At 56.8% G+C, this 17220-nt stretch carries 18 protein-coding genes; 1 reads left to right on the top strand and 17 read right to left on the bottom strand.

Annotation, left to right across the window (positions count from 1 at the left end; translation table 11 throughout):
- Window positions 1-23: 23 nt before the first annotated feature.
- Genes L0977_RS12225 through L0977_RS12200 form a run of 6 tightly spaced genes read right to left on the bottom strand, consistent with a single transcriptional unit; the run spans window position 24 to window position 6395 of the window.
- Window positions 24-1445 (bottom strand): type IV secretion system protein, encoded by a 1422-nt coding sequence (locus L0977_RS12225; protein WP_234265129.1) that lies wholly within the window; start codon window positions 1443-1445, stop codon window positions 24-26.
- Between the two features lie 9 nt (window positions 1446-1454).
- Window positions 1455-2204, bottom strand: a complete 750-nt coding sequence (locus L0977_RS12220) for a hypothetical protein (protein ID WP_234265128.1) — start codon at window positions 2202-2204, stop codon at window positions 1455-1457.
- A gap of 2 nt (window positions 2205-2206) precedes the next feature.
- Window positions 2207-4708, bottom strand: a complete 2502-nt coding sequence (locus L0977_RS12215; protein WP_234265127.1) for a VirB4 family type IV secretion system protein — start codon at window positions 4706-4708, stop codon at window positions 2207-2209.
- 9 nt (window positions 4709-4717) lie between these two features.
- Window positions 4718-5047 carry a hypothetical protein gene (locus L0977_RS12210; RefSeq protein ID WP_234265126.1) on the bottom strand — a complete coding sequence of 110 codons (330 nt, stop codon included), beginning with the start codon at window positions 5045-5047 and terminating at the stop codon, window positions 4718-4720.
- 6 nt (window positions 5048-5053) lie between these two features.
- Window positions 5054-5422, bottom strand: a complete 369-nt coding sequence (locus tag L0977_RS12205) for a hypothetical protein (protein ID WP_234265125.1) — start codon at window positions 5420-5422, stop codon at window positions 5054-5056.
- Window positions 5370-6395, bottom strand: a complete 1026-nt coding sequence (locus L0977_RS12200; protein ID WP_234265124.1) for an ATPase, T2SS/T4P/T4SS family — start codon at window positions 6393-6395, stop codon at window positions 5370-5372. Before L0977_RS12200 ends, L0977_RS12205 begins: the two co-directional genes overlap by 53 nt.
- A 181-nt stretch (window positions 6396-6576) precedes the next feature.
- Between L0977_RS12200 and L0977_RS12195 the strand changes: the two genes are divergently transcribed.
- Window positions 6577-7452 carry a nuclease-related domain-containing protein gene (locus tag L0977_RS12195; RefSeq protein WP_234265123.1) on the top strand — a complete coding sequence of 292 codons (876 nt, stop codon included), beginning with the start codon at window positions 6577-6579 and terminating at the stop codon, window positions 7450-7452.
- Between the two features lie 68 nt (window positions 7453-7520).
- Here L0977_RS12195 and L0977_RS12190 read toward each other — a convergent pair whose 3' ends face one another.
- The 11 genes from L0977_RS12190 to L0977_RS12140 form a co-directional block, all read right to left on the bottom strand.
- Window positions 7521-7799: a hypothetical protein gene (locus L0977_RS12190; protein WP_234265122.1), complete on the bottom strand. Its 279-nt coding sequence runs from the start codon at window positions 7797-7799 to the stop codon at window positions 7521-7523.
- Window positions 7796-8356 (bottom strand): hypothetical protein, encoded by a 561-nt coding sequence (locus tag L0977_RS12185; protein ID WP_234265121.1) that lies wholly within the window; start codon window positions 8354-8356, stop codon window positions 7796-7798. The genes L0977_RS12190 and L0977_RS12185 overlap by 4 nt, the downstream gene beginning before the upstream one ends.
- Before the next feature lie 729 nt (window positions 8357-9085).
- Window positions 9086-11674 (bottom strand): adenosylcobalamin-dependent ribonucleoside-diphosphate reductase, encoded by a 2589-nt coding sequence (locus L0977_RS12180; protein ID WP_234265120.1) that lies wholly within the window; start codon window positions 11672-11674, stop codon window positions 9086-9088.
- 158 nt (window positions 11675-11832) lie between these two features.
- Window positions 11833-12357 (bottom strand): hypothetical protein, encoded by a 525-nt coding sequence (locus L0977_RS12175; protein WP_234265119.1) that lies wholly within the window; start codon window positions 12355-12357, stop codon window positions 11833-11835.
- Window positions 12350-12859: a hypothetical protein gene (locus tag L0977_RS12170; protein WP_234265118.1), complete on the bottom strand. Its 510-nt coding sequence runs from the start codon at window positions 12857-12859 to the stop codon at window positions 12350-12352. Before L0977_RS12170 ends, L0977_RS12175 begins: the two co-directional genes overlap by 8 nt.
- Before the next feature lie 301 nt (window positions 12860-13160).
- Window positions 13161-14585, bottom strand: coding sequence for a DNA cytosine methyltransferase (locus L0977_RS12165; protein ID WP_234265117.1), 1425 nt, complete (start codon window positions 14583-14585; stop codon window positions 13161-13163).
- On the bottom strand, window positions 14582-14896 hold the full coding sequence (locus L0977_RS12160; protein ID WP_234265116.1) for a hypothetical protein: 315 nt from the start codon (window positions 14894-14896) through the stop codon (window positions 14582-14584). Before L0977_RS12160 ends, L0977_RS12165 begins: the two co-directional genes overlap by 4 nt.
- A 120-nt stretch (window positions 14897-15016) precedes the next feature.
- Window positions 15017-15892, bottom strand: coding sequence for a hypothetical protein (locus tag L0977_RS12155; RefSeq protein WP_234265115.1), 876 nt, complete (start codon window positions 15890-15892; stop codon window positions 15017-15019).
- Between the two features lie 129 nt (window positions 15893-16021).
- A complete protein-coding gene (locus tag L0977_RS12150; protein WP_234265114.1) occupies window positions 16022-16303 on the bottom strand; it encodes a hypothetical protein in 282 nt (93 codons plus the stop codon).
- 31 nt (window positions 16304-16334) lie between these two features.
- Entirely contained in the window at window positions 16335-16835 is a 501-nt protein-coding gene (locus tag L0977_RS12145) for a DUF262 domain-containing protein (RefSeq protein WP_234265113.1), read from the bottom strand.
- Window positions 16822-17184, bottom strand: coding sequence for a hypothetical protein (locus L0977_RS12140; RefSeq protein WP_234265112.1), 363 nt, complete (start codon window positions 17182-17184; stop codon window positions 16822-16824). Before L0977_RS12140 ends, L0977_RS12145 begins: the two co-directional genes overlap by 14 nt.
- Between the last annotated feature and the right edge of the window lie 36 nt (window positions 17185-17220).

Genomic DNA, 17220 nt, shown 5'->3' with positions numbered 1-17220 from the left:
ATGGGAATGAAATGTTGAATCAATCAAACGCCTCTGACTCCACCACCTTCGGCAGGTTTATCAGCAGATGGCTTTTCGCCACCAATACTTTTTGCCAGGCTCATGCCACCGTCGTATGCCGCTTTGACACCTGAGGCAGCAGCGGTTGCTCCGGACTTGATTGCGGTTCCACCCATGTTCGCAATAGTCGAGACTGGGTTTGCACTGCCTGATCGGGCCGCCTCCGCCCCCATTTCCTTGAGCGGCGCTGCTGCTTTGGCAAAAGTGCCCTTCGCCGCTGCCACCGCTCCACCGATACCACCACCTGATGCCCTACTGCCCACGTTGGCCGTCATGCCGGACACGGCGGCTCCGACGGCTGCACCCGCGGCAGCGCCGGTAACCGCACCCGTGGCGCCACCTGCCACGCCACCACCGACCTTGCTGGATCCCCCTCCACCTGGAATCGCAGATCCAGCACCAGTGCGACCCGGGAAGATTGCGTCAGTGATGGCGGGAACTGCTCCAAAGAGCTTCGCTGCACTGGCCATGAGGAGCGCGACACCCATCAGGCCTAGTGTCGAACTGGTACCGTCAGCGATTGTCTTCACGGTTGTCCCTATGACTTCAGTCAGCAGTTTGAGCACAGCTACTGCAACCGCTGTCAAAAAAGCTGAACCAACCATGAAGTTGAGCCACTGATCAAACCATTTGCGAGTGAAATCAGAGACGATGGAGGCGATCATCAAAGGACCAAAAATTACTCCCACTCCGAAGAACATTGGCCCCATGAGAAACACGCCTACGATATTGATGATCGAGAAGATGATCAGCAACATAATAACGATGGACATCAGCACCGTGCCAATCCAGTCAAGGGATGCCTTGCTGAAGAGACTCGACCAAAATCCCTGACCTGACGTAACAGCCTGCCATCGAGCAAATGCATTTCCAACAGGGGTCAGGAATGCGGTCACAAAATCAGAGAATGCCGAACCAATATCGGCACCGACAGCACTGAGTGCTGCCGTGGCGATATCCCACACTTGATTGACCAGCAAGGCGTAGTTATTGATCAGGGCGAATGCGATAATGCCAAACAACAAGACTTCAAACGTAGCGTTTATCACTGATGTCTTGCTGACCATTGCCAGAGTCACTTTCCAAAGTAAAGTGACAAGCGCCAAGGCGCCACCCAGAACATTTGCGGTTGCAGTCAAATTCCCGGCGAAGGTTAGAGCCGAATTCTTGATAGTTTCGGCAAAATTTCGGCCAAAAACACCATTGATGATGTCGGCCATCCACATCTTTGCTGCCGACAGCATACTTTCAAACATACCGGCCTCTTGCTGAGCAAATGCCGTTGTTGGCATGAGCGAAAGAACAAGGGCAATCGCCAGCAATGTAAGTTGCAAATGCGAAATACAGGCGTAATGGCGTGTTTTCCACGAAAATTGAATACTCATGTGGATTCCTTATCGGCCACCCATCAAACCCATGTCTTTCCGGAAAGCTTCACGCTGCAGCTCCAAGATCTTGAGCTTGGCCTCTTCATCCTGGGCTTGTTCTTGATACTGGCGCTGCAGTTCTTGCCCTTGAGCACGCACCTGGGCCGACAGCAGTTGAACAACGCCCTGGTTCTGCTGAATGAGAACACCCACGGATTGGGCGGTTGCTTTTGCCGCCTCCGTAACGCCGTGGATATTTGGCATTTCATTGACGACCCTGGTGTGCTGCTCGTGCGCTTTCTTGAGTTCATCTTCGGCAACGACTGCGGCGTCATAGAGGGTCTTGGCCATCTGTTCGCCGTGCGCATTGCGACGTGAGAAGTCCTTCAGGAAATCCTCAAAACGCTGGAAAGGGGATGTCGCGAACGCAGTTTGCAGTTGCGTGTACACGTCCTGCGTCTTGCGGACAGCCCCATAGACGTTCTTGCCCGTGCTGATGAAAGACATCAGTGCGTTCTTCTCATCCGTCGTCAGGAAGACAGAGGCGACATCGAAAGTGCTGATCTCGTTCCACGTCTGAAGAACGTCGTTGTAGGCCGAGATGTATGCTTGTGCCGTGTTGATGGCCTGTTCGTACTCGGTGGCGATATTTGCCCAGACGTTCGGGCCGACCTCGACGACAGGCAGCACGTAGGCCGAAGAAGACTGGTGTGCACCCAAGCTCATTCCCAAGAAAGCGGCCAGGGTCACGGCACGGAGTTTGGCTTGCAGCTTCATGGTCAGTTCCTTGAGAGGGTTTCGGCGATGTATTTCTGTCGCCACTCAGGGTCGCCACTGCTGAGCAGCCGATCAAGCTGGCTCTGAAACCGTGGCTCCGAGCGGATCAGAGCCAGTACATGGTCATCGAAGCTGGTTCGAAGCACGCGACAAATGTTGTCCGCAATTCGCAGGTAATCGCGACGAGGACGCAAATTGCCGATCATCGAAACCTGGTCATCGGTCAAGCCGAAGAACTGACGGTAAAGGTCACGATGACTTTCAAGCCTGGAATTGGCCCCGAGAATGATGTTGGGCACGTTGTCCGTGAGGGTGGCCCGGATCTTCTCGACATCGACGCCGGTCACCGATTCTGGAGACTGCACAGTCAACCAGACGAAGGCATTTTTCTTGCGGAAGGTTTTCAGCCACTCATCCAAACCATCGAGGAAGGTGGGATTGCTCAGGGCGAAGGACGCCTCTTCCACGTAGATGAATGTGGGCCGCCCGGTCAACAGCCTGCTGATCGTTGTGAATGCGTGATCGAGGAAGGCGCGGGAGAGCCGGTCCACCTTCATGATCTCCTTCATCTCGATGCAAGTCCAGTCGGACAGAGACAAGCGATCCTCGGCCCCGCCGAAGTAGCTGTATGGACCTCCCTCCACCCATTCGTGCAGCTTCATCTGCAGGCCATTGGGAAGGAGCGAGAAAATCGTGTTCAAGCTCGCTTCTTGCGAACTCGTGCTCGCCACCATCACGATGGTGTCGTAGATCTGCTTGCGCTCTTCGGCACTCAGGCGCTCGCCGCCCTCTTCGATCCGCCGGATGATGAACTCGCTTGCCTGCACGCGCTCCAAGTCACTTTCCCGAATGTGCTTCATCGGGTTCAGTGCAAGGCCCTCACGCATGTCCAGGTGCGCTCCTCCGATCAGGTGCGTGATGATCCGGCAGGAGTGGTCACGGTCGAAGATGATCACCTGGGCGTCTGGGTAGCGCGAAAAACAGGCCAGACAGTAGTTGACGAACGTTGTCTTGCCGCCCCCGGTTGGCATGACCAGCAACCCATGTCCAACTTGACCCACATAGGGATCGAAATTCACCTCGGTTCCATACCGTGAGGTAAAAGTGGCCAGCGCGGGCATTTGACGGCCGTAGATGTCGCTCAGGTGCGCAGAGTTCGGGCTCCCGGGGTAGATGGTGGTGACTGGCGTCGTGTGCGCAATCAATTGGTTGTTGGCGAGCATGAGCCGCCGGTTGTGCGCCCACTGGCCTGGCAATGTGGAAAGCACGGCTGACTTCAGGCCAATCCGTTCGCGGGTATGAGGTATCCCACCGATTTCCCGAAGGACATTCGCGGATAGCCTTTTTGCGTCTTCTGCGGATTCCGCGAAGAATGTCAGGCTGACAGAGTGCTCACTGAACCCCAGATTCTCAGACTGCATCCGAGCAAGAGCGTTGGTGCACTGCAAATAGAGATCGCCTTTTCCTGGATCCACCTCCGCTTTGGTCCCGCTCAAGTATGCGGCGGCTCTTTGCATCACTGTGCTCTGAGTCATGTGGTAGTAGTCGGCATGCTCCTTTACCAGCTTGCGTCCGGCCTCGTAGCTCATGCATCGCAGTACATGAACAAGGCGGAACTCAGCTTGGACACCCAATACGCTCATCAGCGTCGAATGGCTGGACGGGTATCCCGTCAAAGAAACTGTCGTGCCGTAGAGGCTTCGGTCAGGACCGTGAACTGCGTAGACCTCGCGACCGAATCGAACATCAGAGCACGCCAAGGTGGCGTCCAGCATGCTCGACGGGAAGGGCTCCACATAGGAGTCATCGGCCATCGTCGGATTGGCCATACGATGGAGCACGGTGTCCAGCGCATGACCTGTCAGCCTGGTGAAATTGATCAGGCTGTGTGCGCTGATGTAGCTGGCAAATCCATCTTCGGCGATGGCGATGTTTGAATCCAGTTGGCGAGCGTCATGGAGGATTGCAGAACGGGTGTTGTTGGCAGGATTCAAGCTCGACAGGAAGGCCGCAGCAAAGCCCTGGTCTTCTTCTGTCATCTTCCGGCGCACGTTCTCCATGAACGCATATACGCCCGTCTCGCCGGTGAATAGGATGTAGAGGTAGGTACTGAGCGTGTAGACGCGTTGCTGCTTGTAGACGTTCTCCCGGCGCTGCTCAATGATGGACGTAACGATGTTCTCATTCATTCCATCCCAGCGATCAGGGTGGAGCTTCAGCCGCTTGTCCGTGACCATCCACAGGTAGTAGCGCTCGTCGAGCATCGACAGGCTTTCCTGCATCTCTCGAATGGCTTGCTGAAGCCTGTGAACGCCATCCTCATCCAGATCGATGCCGCCCATCTCGTAGGCAGCCAGCAATGACCCATCTTTGGTCAGCACCATGTCCGGCTTCACGTGCACGAGCCATGGCAAATGCTCTGAAATCCGCGAGTCTGAGGCTGGTCGCGGCGATCGTGCCTTGGTGGTACCACGATCGCCTTTGCTGAAGATGGAATTGAGCACGTTCAGGAATCAGTTGAGGGGCAAATGCGCCGCGTAACCTGAGGGTCGCGATGACCATTTCTCCCCGTGGGAAGGCACACCAGCAAACAAGTTGTTGGGCACAACTTCGTGAACCACGTACAAGGCCATGATGTGCGGGTCCTTCTTGAAAAACCACGCAAGCGCCGTGTGGACAAGCAAGCCGATTGGAACAACGATCAGACTCCAGGGCATTGGAATCAGGATGCCAATCAGGGCGGAAACCGACCAGATCATCGTCGCGGTCTTTGCACCCACCCCTGCGCTAAGCCGAGGCCTGCGCAGGGCTGGGTAGTCGGTGATGAACGCTGGTTCGCTCATTGAGATTCAGAGGGTGCAGGTAACGGCGAGCCCAGTTGATTCGATGATGAACACCACGGCCACGGCGATCACGCACCCGATGATCACGTACATGATGATGTCGCCGATCACCGAACTCTTGAGGAAGAACGAGTTGATGATGAAGAGCAGCACAGCGACGATGGCGGCGCCGGCTACAAGTTGCTTCAAGAACCGTGCGAAGCCGCAAATGCCCTCGACCTGCTGGGCCATCGCGTCGGGCATGAAGAACGCGAGTGCCACCAAGAAGAACGCAGCCATGACTCGAATCTGCAGCCGCTGGCGTGCTGCAAACTCACTGGCGTCAGTGGAGTGTTTGAGGCTCTGGAAAAACGTACTCAAGCTGGTAGATGCCATCTTTGACTCCTTTGACAATGGCGACTTCGGAAACGCGACGAGAGGATTTCTCTGTCCCATCGGCCTGACGCTCGTATGGGCGTGAGCAAAACACGATGAGGTTGATGCAACTGGTGATGTAGCCCTGGGCGGCGGCCGGAGACATCTGCACGCCAGGAGGAAGCGACATCTGGAAGAGCAGTTCGAGGGTGCTCAAGGCACCGACGGCCGACGAAGCGTGAAGAGTCGTCACTGAGCCGTTGTGTCCCGATGAAAGCGCCCGAAGCAGGTCGAACGTGTCGTCGCCCCGTGTCTCGGACAGGATGAGTCGGTCGTAGCGCTCGCGCATGGCTTGCTTGACAAGAACCTTTGCCGTCAGGCCCGTTTGGGGAGAAGCCAGGTAGCAGTTCTTGTGCTCGACGCGCAATGCCATCTCACGTGCGTCTTCGATCAGGCCAATGCGCTCATGGCTGGGAAGACGCATGAGAATCGCGTTGGCCAGCGTTGTTTTCCCACCTGATGTGGGGCCGGCAAAAACGCAGTTCAGCCGTTGATGGATGATGAGATCGACGAGCTTTTCAGCAAGCTCATGGGACAGCATTCCCCAATCGATCAACTGGGCCAAATCGGGCCGCTCTTCTGGGTCCAGGTGCTTGCGAATCGTGAGCGTGGTTCCGGCGCTGTCAACACCCTTGATGGCACCCGCAAAGCGCAACCCCCCTACGCTGGTGGAGGCAACAGCAGATTCGGTGCCCTCCACTATATCGATGCCCTTTGACCCCCCTCCCGCGTACTTGGAAACGGCGATGAGAGCTAGCCGACGATCATTTTCGGGCAGAACGATGTCGGTCCTTTCGATAGCTCCACGTCGCTCAACGAATACGAGCCCGGAGCCGATCACCATGATTTCTGACACCAGCTTGTCGTCCATCAGATGGGCCACTGCTTGAAGTGATCCCCTGATGATTTCCTGGAGCCGTGACGGATTGAGCATGCATCGATCATTCCCGCTTTGAACTCTTACCCTCAAGCGAAAGCGATCAAATCAGCCACCCCTTTCAAGCGCCCAAATTTGGACGGCATAACACCGCCAATCCGATTTGAACGGCGTGCTCAATGGGCCATGCTGTCCTTCTGAGTTGAAGATCAACTCAACTTTCAAAGAGGACATCAAAGTGCGAAACGACAATGAACCTTGCCTGGCCAGTGAAAGCGAGATGCAGGCCCACAATCAGCTCAAGGAGATCTTCGAGAGAGCATGCCCTGGGTGCCGAGTGCTGACCAACGTGATCATTCGCACAGGCCTTGACATCTCCGCCGGATCAGCGACCGCCGAATACGATGTCATCGTCGTTTGGAAGTACGGCCTCGTGCACTTCGAGGTCAAAGGCTGGCGTGGTTCGTACCTCTTCAGTGAGACTGACCACCACGGCCAAAGCCGCTGGTACATGCGATTCAACGACGAAGTCAAGCCAGACGAGCGAAGTAATGCGCTCAAGCAATGCGTCGGCAAGACTCGCCTGCTGCGAGAGCAACTGGGCATCTGGACGCAGCACTACGTGCTCTTCACCCATCCGGATCTGGAAGTGGCGCCCGATATGTCGGTCTACCTCGTGACCTCCAAGGAGGTCACAATGCTCCCGCGGCTCATTCGTCAGAAGCACAAGGATGTTTGCGAGAAGTTCATCGACCAGCGCATGATCGATGCCATCGCAGACGTTCTACTGGAGGCCGGCGCCGGGTTGACACCTGAGATGCACCTGGCCAATGTCATGGCCTACGTCAATGCCAGGAAGCAACGTGAGACGGCAAAGCTCTCGGATTCTTCTTCACTCTCACCCACCCCCCATGAAAAATCGGAGCTGTTGAAAACCCGAGATCAATCGCGTCAGAAAGACCGAGCTGATGCGGCTTTCCTGCTGAGCAGAGCCGTGTGCCGCAATCCAGTGGATGAACTGCTGGGTCAGTATCCCCATATGGGATTGACGCAGGCGGCGTGGCACATGTCTCCCAGATATGCATTGAATACTTGCCTTCTCGCTACCGCTTAGGCAAAAAAGCCCCCGCGAGCCATGAGGCTGCGGGGGCTAGGTGATGTGGCCGTTAGGCCGTGAAGGGCTTACTTCAGTCTGAACAGAGCGAACAGTTTTGGGGCGTCGTGGGGATCGTTGCGCAGTGCTCGCAGCGGTGGATGCCAGATCATGTAAGACGGCCAGTGGGATGGGCAGTTGTCCAGTTTCCAGAAGGCGTCACAAAGCACATGTGGCGGTGCCTCTGCTTCTTCGAACACCCGGATCACATCCTGATTGGAGGCAGGCTTCGGAAGTTCGAGAATCGCGGAGCTGATCCGCAGGGCAAGAGCCCGAACGTCCTTGTCGCGCCAGACTCGCTTCTTCATGCTCCCATCCCTTCCGCTTTCGACACGGCTTGCTCGCTACCGACGCAGAGGTAATCGAACGATGCAGGGGTTTCTTCGACCAGGGCGCTGAAGAAGGCCAAATCCTTCTCTTCTTTGGTCGCGTCCTTGCGGCATTGGAAGCTCACCTTGACAGGCACGGTCCAGCCCGGGATCTTGAACTGGCCCTCGAACATCTCCTGGTCATCGAGATTGATACCCAGGAACGGCGCCGCTTCTTTCACCAGACCTTCCAGGGTCATAGGCCCTTGGCCTGCAAGGTATGTGCGCAGCAACAAGCCTGCATCGTTCGGGCACTGATCGACCGGGATGTCGCTCAGGTCATCGCCGCCCTCGTCTTCTGTGCAGACGATGCGCAGGCCCTCTTGTGTGGACCAGTCAGCCTGGTAAATCACATCCTGTCCGTTGAACTCACCGTCTTCATCAGCCTGCTTGGCCAGCTTCTTCAGATTCTCCTCCGACATATCGGTGTCCATCGGAAGATCGAGAGTGACATAGGCGCACAGATCGACGCACAGGGTCATTTTCTTCTTGCTCATGATTTCCTTTCATCCCCTATCTGGGTTGTTGTTGAAAGGTGCAAGCCATCGGCTTTCTTCTGCCGCCCAAATATGAGCACCCAGGAGAAAGTCCACGGCAAAGGCTTCGAGCGCCAGAAGCTCAAAGACTCCTGGCGCCGTTGCCGAATCCATATCCTCACCTCAAGCAGTGCACCCGATTGACCCGGAATGCACTCCAAAGTGGTGTTGCACCAACTGGATAATTCGCCTCCCACGAGAGCACATCAGCGCGGCCACCTTCCGGTTGACAGGCACCTTTGCGAACCACAGGGCGTCATCCAGCGGCACACCGGCCGCCTTGAGAACTTGGGGGTTCAGAGGGTTGGAGTTTGCGTTATGAACCATGATGTGCTCCTGGTTTGGTTACGGGCACGGCGCCCCCTCATGACCCACATTGGGTAGGGCATCAGGGGGCGCCATGATCCGGCCTGACCAGGCATGGCACTTACCAGGCGGCCACCTAAGCAGCTCCTTTGAATTGGATAGGCAACAGCGAATCGCCACGTGATTCCCGCAGGATTCACTGATGAATCTCAGGTTTGAAAGAGGACTTCCCGATTTCGGGGGTAGTGTCTCGTGAAGCTCAAATCACCATGCACAACACCGCACCATGCATGAGTCAGGTGGGCTTTCTGAAGGCATATGGCCTTGAGAAAGCCCACCCCCTTTCGGGGATGGACTCAACGCTCCAGAGAGCGGGATTTGCAATCAGCCACAGGAACCGACGGAGCCACAGTTCGTGCAGAAATCACAGCCATCCTTTCGGATGACAGCATGTGCACCGCATTCCTTGCACTCCTTGCCCGCCATGACCTGATTCGACTGGCTGGTGACGACTTCCTTGGCCTTCTCGGGCTCGGCTTTCTCGGCAACGAAGGCCTTGGCTGCACGAACCCTGCTCGGTACGGGATTGCCGTCCACGTCCAGCACGCCCTTGGCCACCAGGATCTCCTGAACCGCGTACGCGATCAGGGCCACCTCGGAGCTGTGGAAACGCGGCACCTTGGAGCCATCGTCCTTTTCGTACCAGCCGTAGCGAACGCGGCCCTTGTCGGATCGCACTGCACGGCCGTCCTGAAGCGCCTTGGACAGGAACTCCACACCAGAGCGAGCCAGCAGCGACAGATTGCGAGCGTAGGCTGCAACCCATTCCGCCGGCACACCATCGGGCGAAGCCGTCACGAACACTTCCACGGGGCGCTCGACGCTCACACCATCACCACCGATGACCCCTTGCACGCGAGCAAAGGACACGGTGAGGTACATGCTCGCATCGCCGGCAGGGCCGCTGTATGACACCTTCTTGACGATGGCATCGAGGTCGCCCTTGGGACGCTTGCTCAGCTTCACGTTGCCCGGGTCTTCATCCAGACGAGTTGACGCCTGCTCATTCTTCGCCTCGGCTTGCGGATCGGATTTGGGATTTGCCGGCTCAGCCACCAGTACCGAACCAAGGATGTCGTTCGGGCGGTAGCAGGCCACACCCTTCAGACCCATCTCATTGGCTTTCGTGTAGATCGCCTTGAAGTCCCCGAACGGGTAGTCCGCGGGCACGTTGATGGTCTTGGAGATGGCGCTGTCGATGTACGGCTGCACTGCTGCCAGGACGTTCAGGTGTTGGTCCACCGTCAGTTTCTGGGCTGTCACAAAGGATTCCGGCAACACGGCGCTGACCAGTTGATCCACCCCGCCGAAGCTGAATGTTTCCTTCTTCTCCAACACCGCTTCGAGCATCGCAAGCTTGTAGGCCTGCGCGTGAAGACCATCGACATGGGCGCTGACGTCCCCGCTTTCCAGAAACACACGCAGGGCGTGATCCATGACGTGGAAGACCTCGTTACCCCCGTCTGCCGTGCGCTTGTTGCGCTTGTAGGACAGGTCGAAGATCGGCTCGATGCCGTTGGAGCAGTTGTCACCGAAGGCAAGGCTCACCGTACCCGTAGGCGCGATGGACAACAGATGACTGTTGCGGATTCCATGCGCCTTGATTGCCTTTTGCAGGTTCGCGGGCAAGCGCTTCACAAACTCGCTTTGGAGATAGAGTTCGTTGTAAGCGGGGAACGGGCCACGCTCCACTGCAAGATCGATCGACGCCTGGTAAACGGCATCGCGGAGCTTCCTGCTGACAGTCTCGGCAAAGGCAACGCCCAAGTGGTCGCTGTACTTCAGCCCCAGCATGGCCATGGTCGAACCTAGGCCCGTGAAGCCGATGCCGATGCGGCGCTTGTTCATCGCCTCTTCACGCTGTTTTTCCAGTGGCCAGACCGTCACGTCCAGCACGTTGTCAAGGAAGCGGACCATCGTTCGTGCCGCTTCCTCGAACCATTCCCAGTCCAGGCTCGCGTCATCCGTGAACGGATTGCGCACGAACTTCGGCAGGATGATCTGGCCCAGGTCGCAGCAGCCGTAAGGTGGAAGATTCTGTTCGCCGCAGGGGTTGGAAGCCTCCAGCTTCTCACAGTAGAACAGGTTGTTCTCGCGGTTGATGTTGCTTCCCAGCAAGATACCGGGCTCAGCGAAGTCGTAGTTGCTCCGCATCACGGTGTCCCACAGTTCGGCTGCATTGACCTTGGCGTACACCCACTTGCCATCAGATTCACGCTGATAGATCCCGGGGTTGTTTGCCTTGGTCTTCGGGCTGGGCTCAGCCTTGTGGACGAGTTCCCACTCGGCACCGGCAGCCATCGCGAAGAAGAAGGCATCCTCGACGAACAGGCTGACGTTGAAGTTGTTCCAACGACCGGGCGTGCGCTTGGCCGTGATGAACTCCAGCACGTCGGGGTGGTCGATCCGCAGGACACCCATCTGGGCACCACGGCGCGAGCCAGCCGACTCGACTGTCTTGCAGCTTTGGTCGAACACGTCCATGTAGCTGCACGGGCCGCTGGCTTCGCTGTGGGTGCCCTTCACGAAAGCGCCTTTGGGGCGAATCCGCGAGAAGTCGTAGCCCACACCGCCGCCGCGGCGCATCGTCTCGCTGGCTTCCTGCAGGGCGGTGTAGATTCCGGGATACCCGTCATCGTCCATGCCCGTGATGCAGTCTCCCACCGGTTGCACGAAGCAGTTGATGAGGGTTGCCTTGATATCGGTACCGCCTGCGCTCATGATGCGGCCTGCACCGATGGCGCCGTGGTTCATCATGGTTTCGAACTTCATGGCCCACTCTTGCGTGGCTTTGGGATTCTGCTCTGCCTTCGCGATGCCTGCAGACACGCGCTTGAACAGGTCTTGGGCGGATTGCTCTTCGCCCTTGAGGTACTTTTCGGCCAGGACAGCCTTTGTGATTTCGTTGTGCATGCATTTCTCCTGAAAATGATAGGGTGCGGAACAGTCCGCTGGGTTAAAAGACGAGCACAAAAAACCCATCGCACGCTGCTGCGCACAATGAGTTGAATCTGCTTTCTTTCAGCGTTGAAGCCACTTCGATTTCGGAGATCGAGATGGCTACATTCGCTTCAGTAGTAGTCGGGATCGCGGAGGACAGGCGGATCAATCAAAGCCTGCAGGTTCTCGCGAAAGACATGTGAGCGCTTGCCCCACTCCTGCAGGATTCGGCGCATCTGAGGTCGCCTCATGGCCTCTTCCTCGGACATTGCATAGGGTTCCAGGAGATACACCCTGCAAGGAAGCGTCACGTCCTTGCCCCTGCCGGCGCCGGGCCTTCCATGGGAGAAGAACCAGAACCTACCGTCCATGATCTCGTCGGTGGGCTTGAAGAACTCCATCGGATTTGCCGGCTGGAGCCCCCCAGAAAACGAGACTCCTGCATCACGACCGATGTAGAAGCTTCCTTTGTCGATCTTGCTGGTCTGCATGCCGTCACCCCAGTCGTAAGAGCAGCGGCGGACTTCCCCATTGGGCCAATGAACGAAGTCACCAACACGCATTCCGGGACGGTCGAGCCAAGCAGCCTTGATCACTTTTGCAAGGGCCTGGTCCCGTTCGTCCAGAACGTGGCGAGGAAGTGCCAGCTCAAGCATGTTGCACCTCCTGGAACTTTGCCATGACAGCCTTGGTAGCGGCCGATGCATGGGCATTCCCCGCTGACGCTGCAACGCTCTGCTTGTGGCAGATCAGACGAAGTTTCTTCTTTGTGGGTTCATCGAACTCGTCTCGGGCGATTCCGCTAACCACATAGTCAGCCGCCGTGTACGGGCGGCCAAAGATCTTCCGAAAGCTCTTGTCCACCGTTTTCTTCCAACAGTCTTGCAAGATGTGAAGTTCACGCTCCCATGCCCGCGCATGAAGTGCATGCTCTTCCTTGCTCATGTACGGGAAGAGCTTCTTGACCATTCTTCGAGAAGTGGCTGCATCAGGGGCCTGGGTCAGTGCCAGGGGGTGGCGTACACCACGGATACCCCATTCCTTGATGAGTTCGTACGGTGCGTATTGGCACGCGATCGTTTGAGCTTTCATTTCGAATTTCCCTTCTTCCAGACGAACTGGTATTGGTTGAAAGGAAGTGCCGAATGGCTTTCTCATGTGGCCTTGAAGGGCACCATGAGGAAGCCGGCCGGGGATCTTGGTGAGCGCATATGGGTCGCGCTACTCTGGGTGAGCACGGACCTGAGATTGCAGTGGAAGTGATCTGGCTTCCGCAGTAGCGGACAGATGCCAGATGGGTTCATTCTGAGAAGTCACCTACTACCGAGGCGATCAAAAGTCGCATCAGTTGTCGTCGAATTCGAGCGCTCAATTTTGGACGCTGCTACGGGTTTGGCTTTCTTCTGGAGAGCATCAACATCCAGAAGAAAGCCCCCGAAGGGACTTCGTTATTGGTCAGTCAACCGGTTGCACGGATCAGGTTGTAGCCGGCTGAGTAGGTGCTGGAGGTTTGCTCGCCTTCTACCCACATCGCCAGTGCTTGCCCGATCCGGTTGAACAGCGCCTTAACAGGAGTGAACAGCACGCTCTGTCCTAGGAGTTGGTGTGCTCGACACTCGGACATACCAACGATCAGGTGATCTGGGATCTGCTTGATTCGAGCATGCTCCTTTGCCGTGAACAACCGGTACAGTCCTTCTTTGCGGGGATGCGCCAGGAGCGGGTCGGTTGATCCGCCTTTGTGATAACCCTTGCGCAGCGTAGGTACGAACGTATCAGTAGGCTGCACGAGTTGCATGGAGAAGTTGTTTCCCTTCTCCACGTCACGGACAGCTTTGGCTTTGAGGTAGTCGAAGCTGCGCCAGATTGCGTCATCATCGGCAATCTCATCGAGAGCTTCGGCAACGATCCGGACCGGAGTACAGGCGGGCTCCAACTTGTCCAGCTCGATGGTGATTCCGTTCGTAGCGGCCACCAAGAACCAGCGCTTGCGACATTCCAGCACGCCAAAGTCCTCCCCTTTCAGGGTGACCTCATTGACGTTGTAGCCACTGTCTCGAAGGTGCTGGCGGATGATCTGGGCGGACCCAGTATTCGCATACTCCTGAACACACTCGACAACGACAACCGCGGGCTGGGTGCGTTGGACCATCATCAGGAAGCTGGCGGCCAGGTGACCTACTTCCGGGTGATTCTCCATCAACTCCAGCTTGCGCTTGGCGGCACCGGCTTTCGATGCGCCGCTGCACGGAATGCCCACGGCCAGAACGTCGATCTGCGGCAGACGCTGCATCAGCCACTCATCCTGGACGGCCTCCTGCATGCCAGCGCCAATCCCGATCGTGCCCATGTCCCAGATTTCGTTGACCTTGCTGGAGTGCTCCATCAGGCCCTCGTCGATTTCATTGGCAAAAGCGAGGCTCGAATCGACACCGGCAGATGCCAAGCCTGCATGCGCGGCGTTGTCCAGGATACCCCCGCCATGCGAGAGCGACCCTGTGACCACCCTGCCCTGCACCAGGTGTTCGCGCAAACGATGCAGCCGGCGACGAGCGTTCAGTTGCGAGGCCGGGGCCATTGCGGCAATCATGCCGTCCTGGATTACCAGCCTCACGGCTTGCAGGCCATCCAGGGGACTCAGAGCCTCACGGCTGTTGATGTCGATCACCGGCATCGTGTTGCCGCTCTTTTCCTTCTTGGAGACGCGGTGCGTCCCAATCGGATCGAGCTTGAGCACGATGCGGCCTGCCTCCTTATCGACGTGGCGCGTGTAGGATGCGCCAGGCTCGAAGCCGGCTTCCTTCAGCGCCATCGTGTCGATGTAAAGGCGCGGCGAGCCGCGGTGTTCGCCGAGCTTGCGGATGAGGTATCGCCGGATGCTCATGCCTCGGCCCCCTCTTCTTTGCTGGCCTTGGAATCCTTGCTTTGAATGACCTCGATCCTGAAGACCGAAGGCCAATCGCGGATCGGTACATCCGTGTGGCGAAGGTAGAAGCTGCCCGACACGTTGACCAACGCCAGTCGCGGGATGGCGACGGTGAGACTTTCGCCCATGCGAGGCATGGGGTACATACGGGCGAGTCCACGGGCAGTCTTGGCGCTTACTCGGCACATGTACTCAGGTCCGTAGCCTTCGCTGGAAGCCTCCGGATTGATGTCGTACGGCAAGGCCGTAATTTTGATGTTGTTGCTCATGGTTTCCTTTCTGAATTGCCGGCAGATGCGGCGATGAGAGAAAGGAAAGCCGGGTAGGCTTTCTACTGGGTCCGGCAAGCACCAGAAGAAAGCCCGCCGAAGCGGGTTTGGGTTTTGGAATCAGGCGATCGCCCAGACACCAGTTGCAACGGGCCTGAACAGGTCTTCATTCTGGTTGAGGGTTTGCCGGATCTTGGCTTTCCAGTGGGGATTACTTGCAAGCTTGTCCGGTGCGGACTTTTCGATTTCCTGGTAGATCGCCGACAGGTCGGATTTACCGCCAAGCTCCATCAGGATGCACTTGACGATGTTCTTCCAGGTGCCGGTCAGCCGGCTGTATTGCTGATGCGCGAGATCGCGGAGCATCAGCAGGACAGGAACCGCCTTCTTCTGCCAGAGCAGGATGTACTCGTGGAGGATGTGGGGCAGCTTCATCAAACCATACGTCTTGCGGTCAGATGTGCAGTTGTGCTGAGCCTTGATGATCACCGCGGCCAACTCACCCTTGGGCATCCGGGCGATCATTTCAGCCTGGTAGCTGGTATAGACCCCCTTGCGGCGCCAGTCTCCGATGATCGTCCCGTAGTAACCACCGGAGTTGGTGGCCTCACGTTGGTTCATCAGCACGAGCTGCATCTTCTCGTGGAAGTCTTCATCGCTCGGGCAGCGGGACAAGTCATTGGGATCTGCCTTTCCCCAGACGTTGCCGCTGTACACGATCATCGCGCCATAGGGAGGGTGCGAGATGCACAGGTCAGCAGGCTTCCCCACGGCCAGCAGAATGCTGTCCCTGACGGCGTTGAATCCGGAATGCAGATCCAGGCCATAGGCCTCAATGCCCATTTCCTTCGCCACCTCAACGGAGGTGCCAGAGCCGACCATGGGGTCAACAAAAACACCAGGCTTCAGGCGCTCGAACAGTTCTTTGTAGACATGGCCACTGCAGTTGCCACGCCACGCCGATTTCCCCCAATTCCCACGATCGGGAAAGCTCATGATGCTCATATTTTTCCTTTCATACCGAACATGTCGGTGACTAGAAAGGAGTGCCAACAGGCTTTCTCATTCCTTCACGAATGAGAAAACCCACTGATGCGGGTTGGTCTTTCATTGTTTTAAGATGAGCTACGGCTTGCACCGAACCAAACGGTCCCCAGCTATGGTGAAGGCTTTTTCCCCATCCTCGCTGAGCGCTTCAGTCTGATGCTTTCGCATGTAGTCTTGGGCCTTTTCACACTCTATTGCGCTCAGCTCATGAGTGTTCTCTTTGCTTGGTGGATATAGAAAATCCAACCACAGGCCCGGGTCTCGACTCGGAAATCCATTTTCCATGTGGACAGGAAAGAGTTCCAAAGCCACACCATTCTTCGATGTGATATTCAGTGATTTCGTAAGCAGCAGTTGCATTGCAGATTCCTTCTTCCGTAATATTGAAAAATCAAAGTCTCTGGGAGTGATAGTGGCTTGTTCCACCAAAGTTGAGACGGTTGTACAGTTCCTTGAGAACAGACTCATCATCGATGTAGTCCAGCTCATGGCGTGTGAAATGCTTTCGGTGAAATCGCAGTTTCTCGACGGGGCTAATCCCGTGATAAGTCACGTCATCGAAGATGAGCATGCCGCGTTCGATGAACTCACGCAGAGCCGTCAAACGCTGCTGGCCATCCAGAACCCATCCCGACATCGGCTTTCGCCCGCTGGCAGTCCAGTCCAAGCCGTTGCACACGATCAACCCGCAGTTCAGACCGAGGAAGACGCTTTCAAGGAAGTTGCGCTTCTGCTCGATGGTCCACACCTCCGGCCTCTGCCAGGGTGGAATGAACTGGTTGAAGATGAGGCGTTCGCCAGGATGGCAATTGATCGCCGTTTCACGCAGAAACAGGTGTTCGATCGTGGTTTCCCGCGTTGTCCCCCTTAGAAGCCGTTTAGGAATAGGCATCGGATGCCTCCATATCCACTGCCTCTTGTGCATTGAGCTTTTCACTCCAGATGCAGCGCCAGCCCTTCTCGTCTCGAACCTCGACGTACTTCCCACGAACACGATCGAAGCCGGTGACTGCCGACTCGTACACGCCGGCCTTGACGCCCGCGTTGGCGATGTGCTCTTGGACGATCATGTCGGCCGCTGCATCGAGAGCCCTGGCATCGTCATCATGCTGAGCCATGGCTCGAACGCTGTTGTTCAAGAAGTCCATGCCACGCTCACGATGCCATTGAGCACGGTTACGCATCGCGATGACCGTGCAGTTCTTTTCGGCCTCCATGGAGGCTTGCGTTTTCCAGTCCATGTCTCGTATCCTTTCCTCGAAAGTGAGTTTTGAAAG

The organism is Hydrogenophaga sp. NFH-34 (genome assembly GCF_021401345.1).
In the GTDB taxonomy this organism is placed as follows: Bacteria; Pseudomonadota; Gammaproteobacteria; order Burkholderiales; family Burkholderiaceae_C; genus Hydrogenophaga; species Hydrogenophaga electricum.
The sequence above is the reverse complement of the archived record's forward strand: the minus strand, read 5'-3'. Positions and strand labels throughout refer to the sequence as shown.

What these genes read in the sequence shown, in the direction of transcription:
- L0977_RS12225 (WP_234265129.1), bottom strand. Translation starts at nt 1,445, where the DNA reads ATGAGTATTCAATTTTCGTGGAAAACACGCCATTACGCCTGTATTTCG.
- L0977_RS12220 (WP_234265128.1), bottom strand. Translation starts at nt 2,204, where the DNA reads ATGAAGCTGCAAGCCAAACTCCGTGCCGTGACCCTGGCCGCTTTCTTG.
- L0977_RS12210 (WP_234265126.1), bottom strand. Translation starts at nt 5,047, where the DNA reads ATGAGCGAACCAGCGTTCATCACCGACTACCCAGCCCTGCGCAGGCCT.
- L0977_RS12205 (WP_234265125.1), bottom strand. Translation starts at nt 5,422, where the DNA reads ATGGCATCTACCAGCTTGAGTACGTTTTTCCAGAGCCTCAAACACTCC.
- L0977_RS12200 (WP_234265124.1), bottom strand. Translation starts at nt 6,395, where the DNA reads ATGCTCAATCCGTCACGGCTCCAGGAAATCATCAGGGGATCACTTCAA.
- L0977_RS12190 (WP_234265122.1), bottom strand. Translation starts at nt 7,799, where the DNA reads ATGAAGAAGCGAGTCTGGCGCGACAAGGACGTTCGGGCTCTTGCCCTG.
- L0977_RS12185 (WP_234265121.1), bottom strand. Translation starts at nt 8,356, where the DNA reads ATGAGCAAGAAGAAAATGACCCTGTGCGTCGATCTGTGCGCCTATGTC.
- L0977_RS12180 (WP_234265120.1), bottom strand. Translation starts at nt 11,674, where the DNA reads ATGCACAACGAAATCACAAAGGCTGTCCTGGCCGAAAAGTACCTCAAG.
- L0977_RS12175 (WP_234265119.1), bottom strand. Translation starts at nt 12,357, where the DNA reads ATGCTTGAGCTGGCACTTCCTCGCCACGTTCTGGACGAACGGGACCAG.
- L0977_RS12170 (WP_234265118.1), bottom strand. Translation starts at nt 12,859, where the DNA reads ATGAGAAAGCCATTCGGCACTTCCTTTCAACCAATACCAGTTCGTCTG.
- L0977_RS12165 (WP_234265117.1), bottom strand. Translation starts at nt 14,585, where the DNA reads ATGAGCATCCGGCGATACCTCATCCGCAAGCTCGGCGAACACCGCGGC.
- L0977_RS12160 (WP_234265116.1), bottom strand. Translation starts at nt 14,896, where the DNA reads ATGAGCAACAACATCAAAATTACGGCCTTGCCGTACGACATCAATCCG.
- L0977_RS12155 (WP_234265115.1), bottom strand. Translation starts at nt 15,892, where the DNA reads ATGAGCTTTCCCGATCGTGGGAATTGGGGGAAATCGGCGTGGCGTGGC.
- L0977_RS12150 (WP_234265114.1), bottom strand. Translation starts at nt 16,303, where the DNA reads ATGCAACTGCTGCTTACGAAATCACTGAATATCACATCGAAGAATGGT.
- L0977_RS12145 (WP_234265113.1), bottom strand. Translation starts at nt 16,835, where the DNA reads ATGCCTATTCCTAAACGGCTTCTAAGGGGGACAACGCGGGAAACCACG.
- L0977_RS12140 (WP_234265112.1), bottom strand. Translation starts at nt 17,184, where the DNA reads ATGGACTGGAAAACGCAAGCCTCCATGGAGGCCGAAAAGAACTGCACG.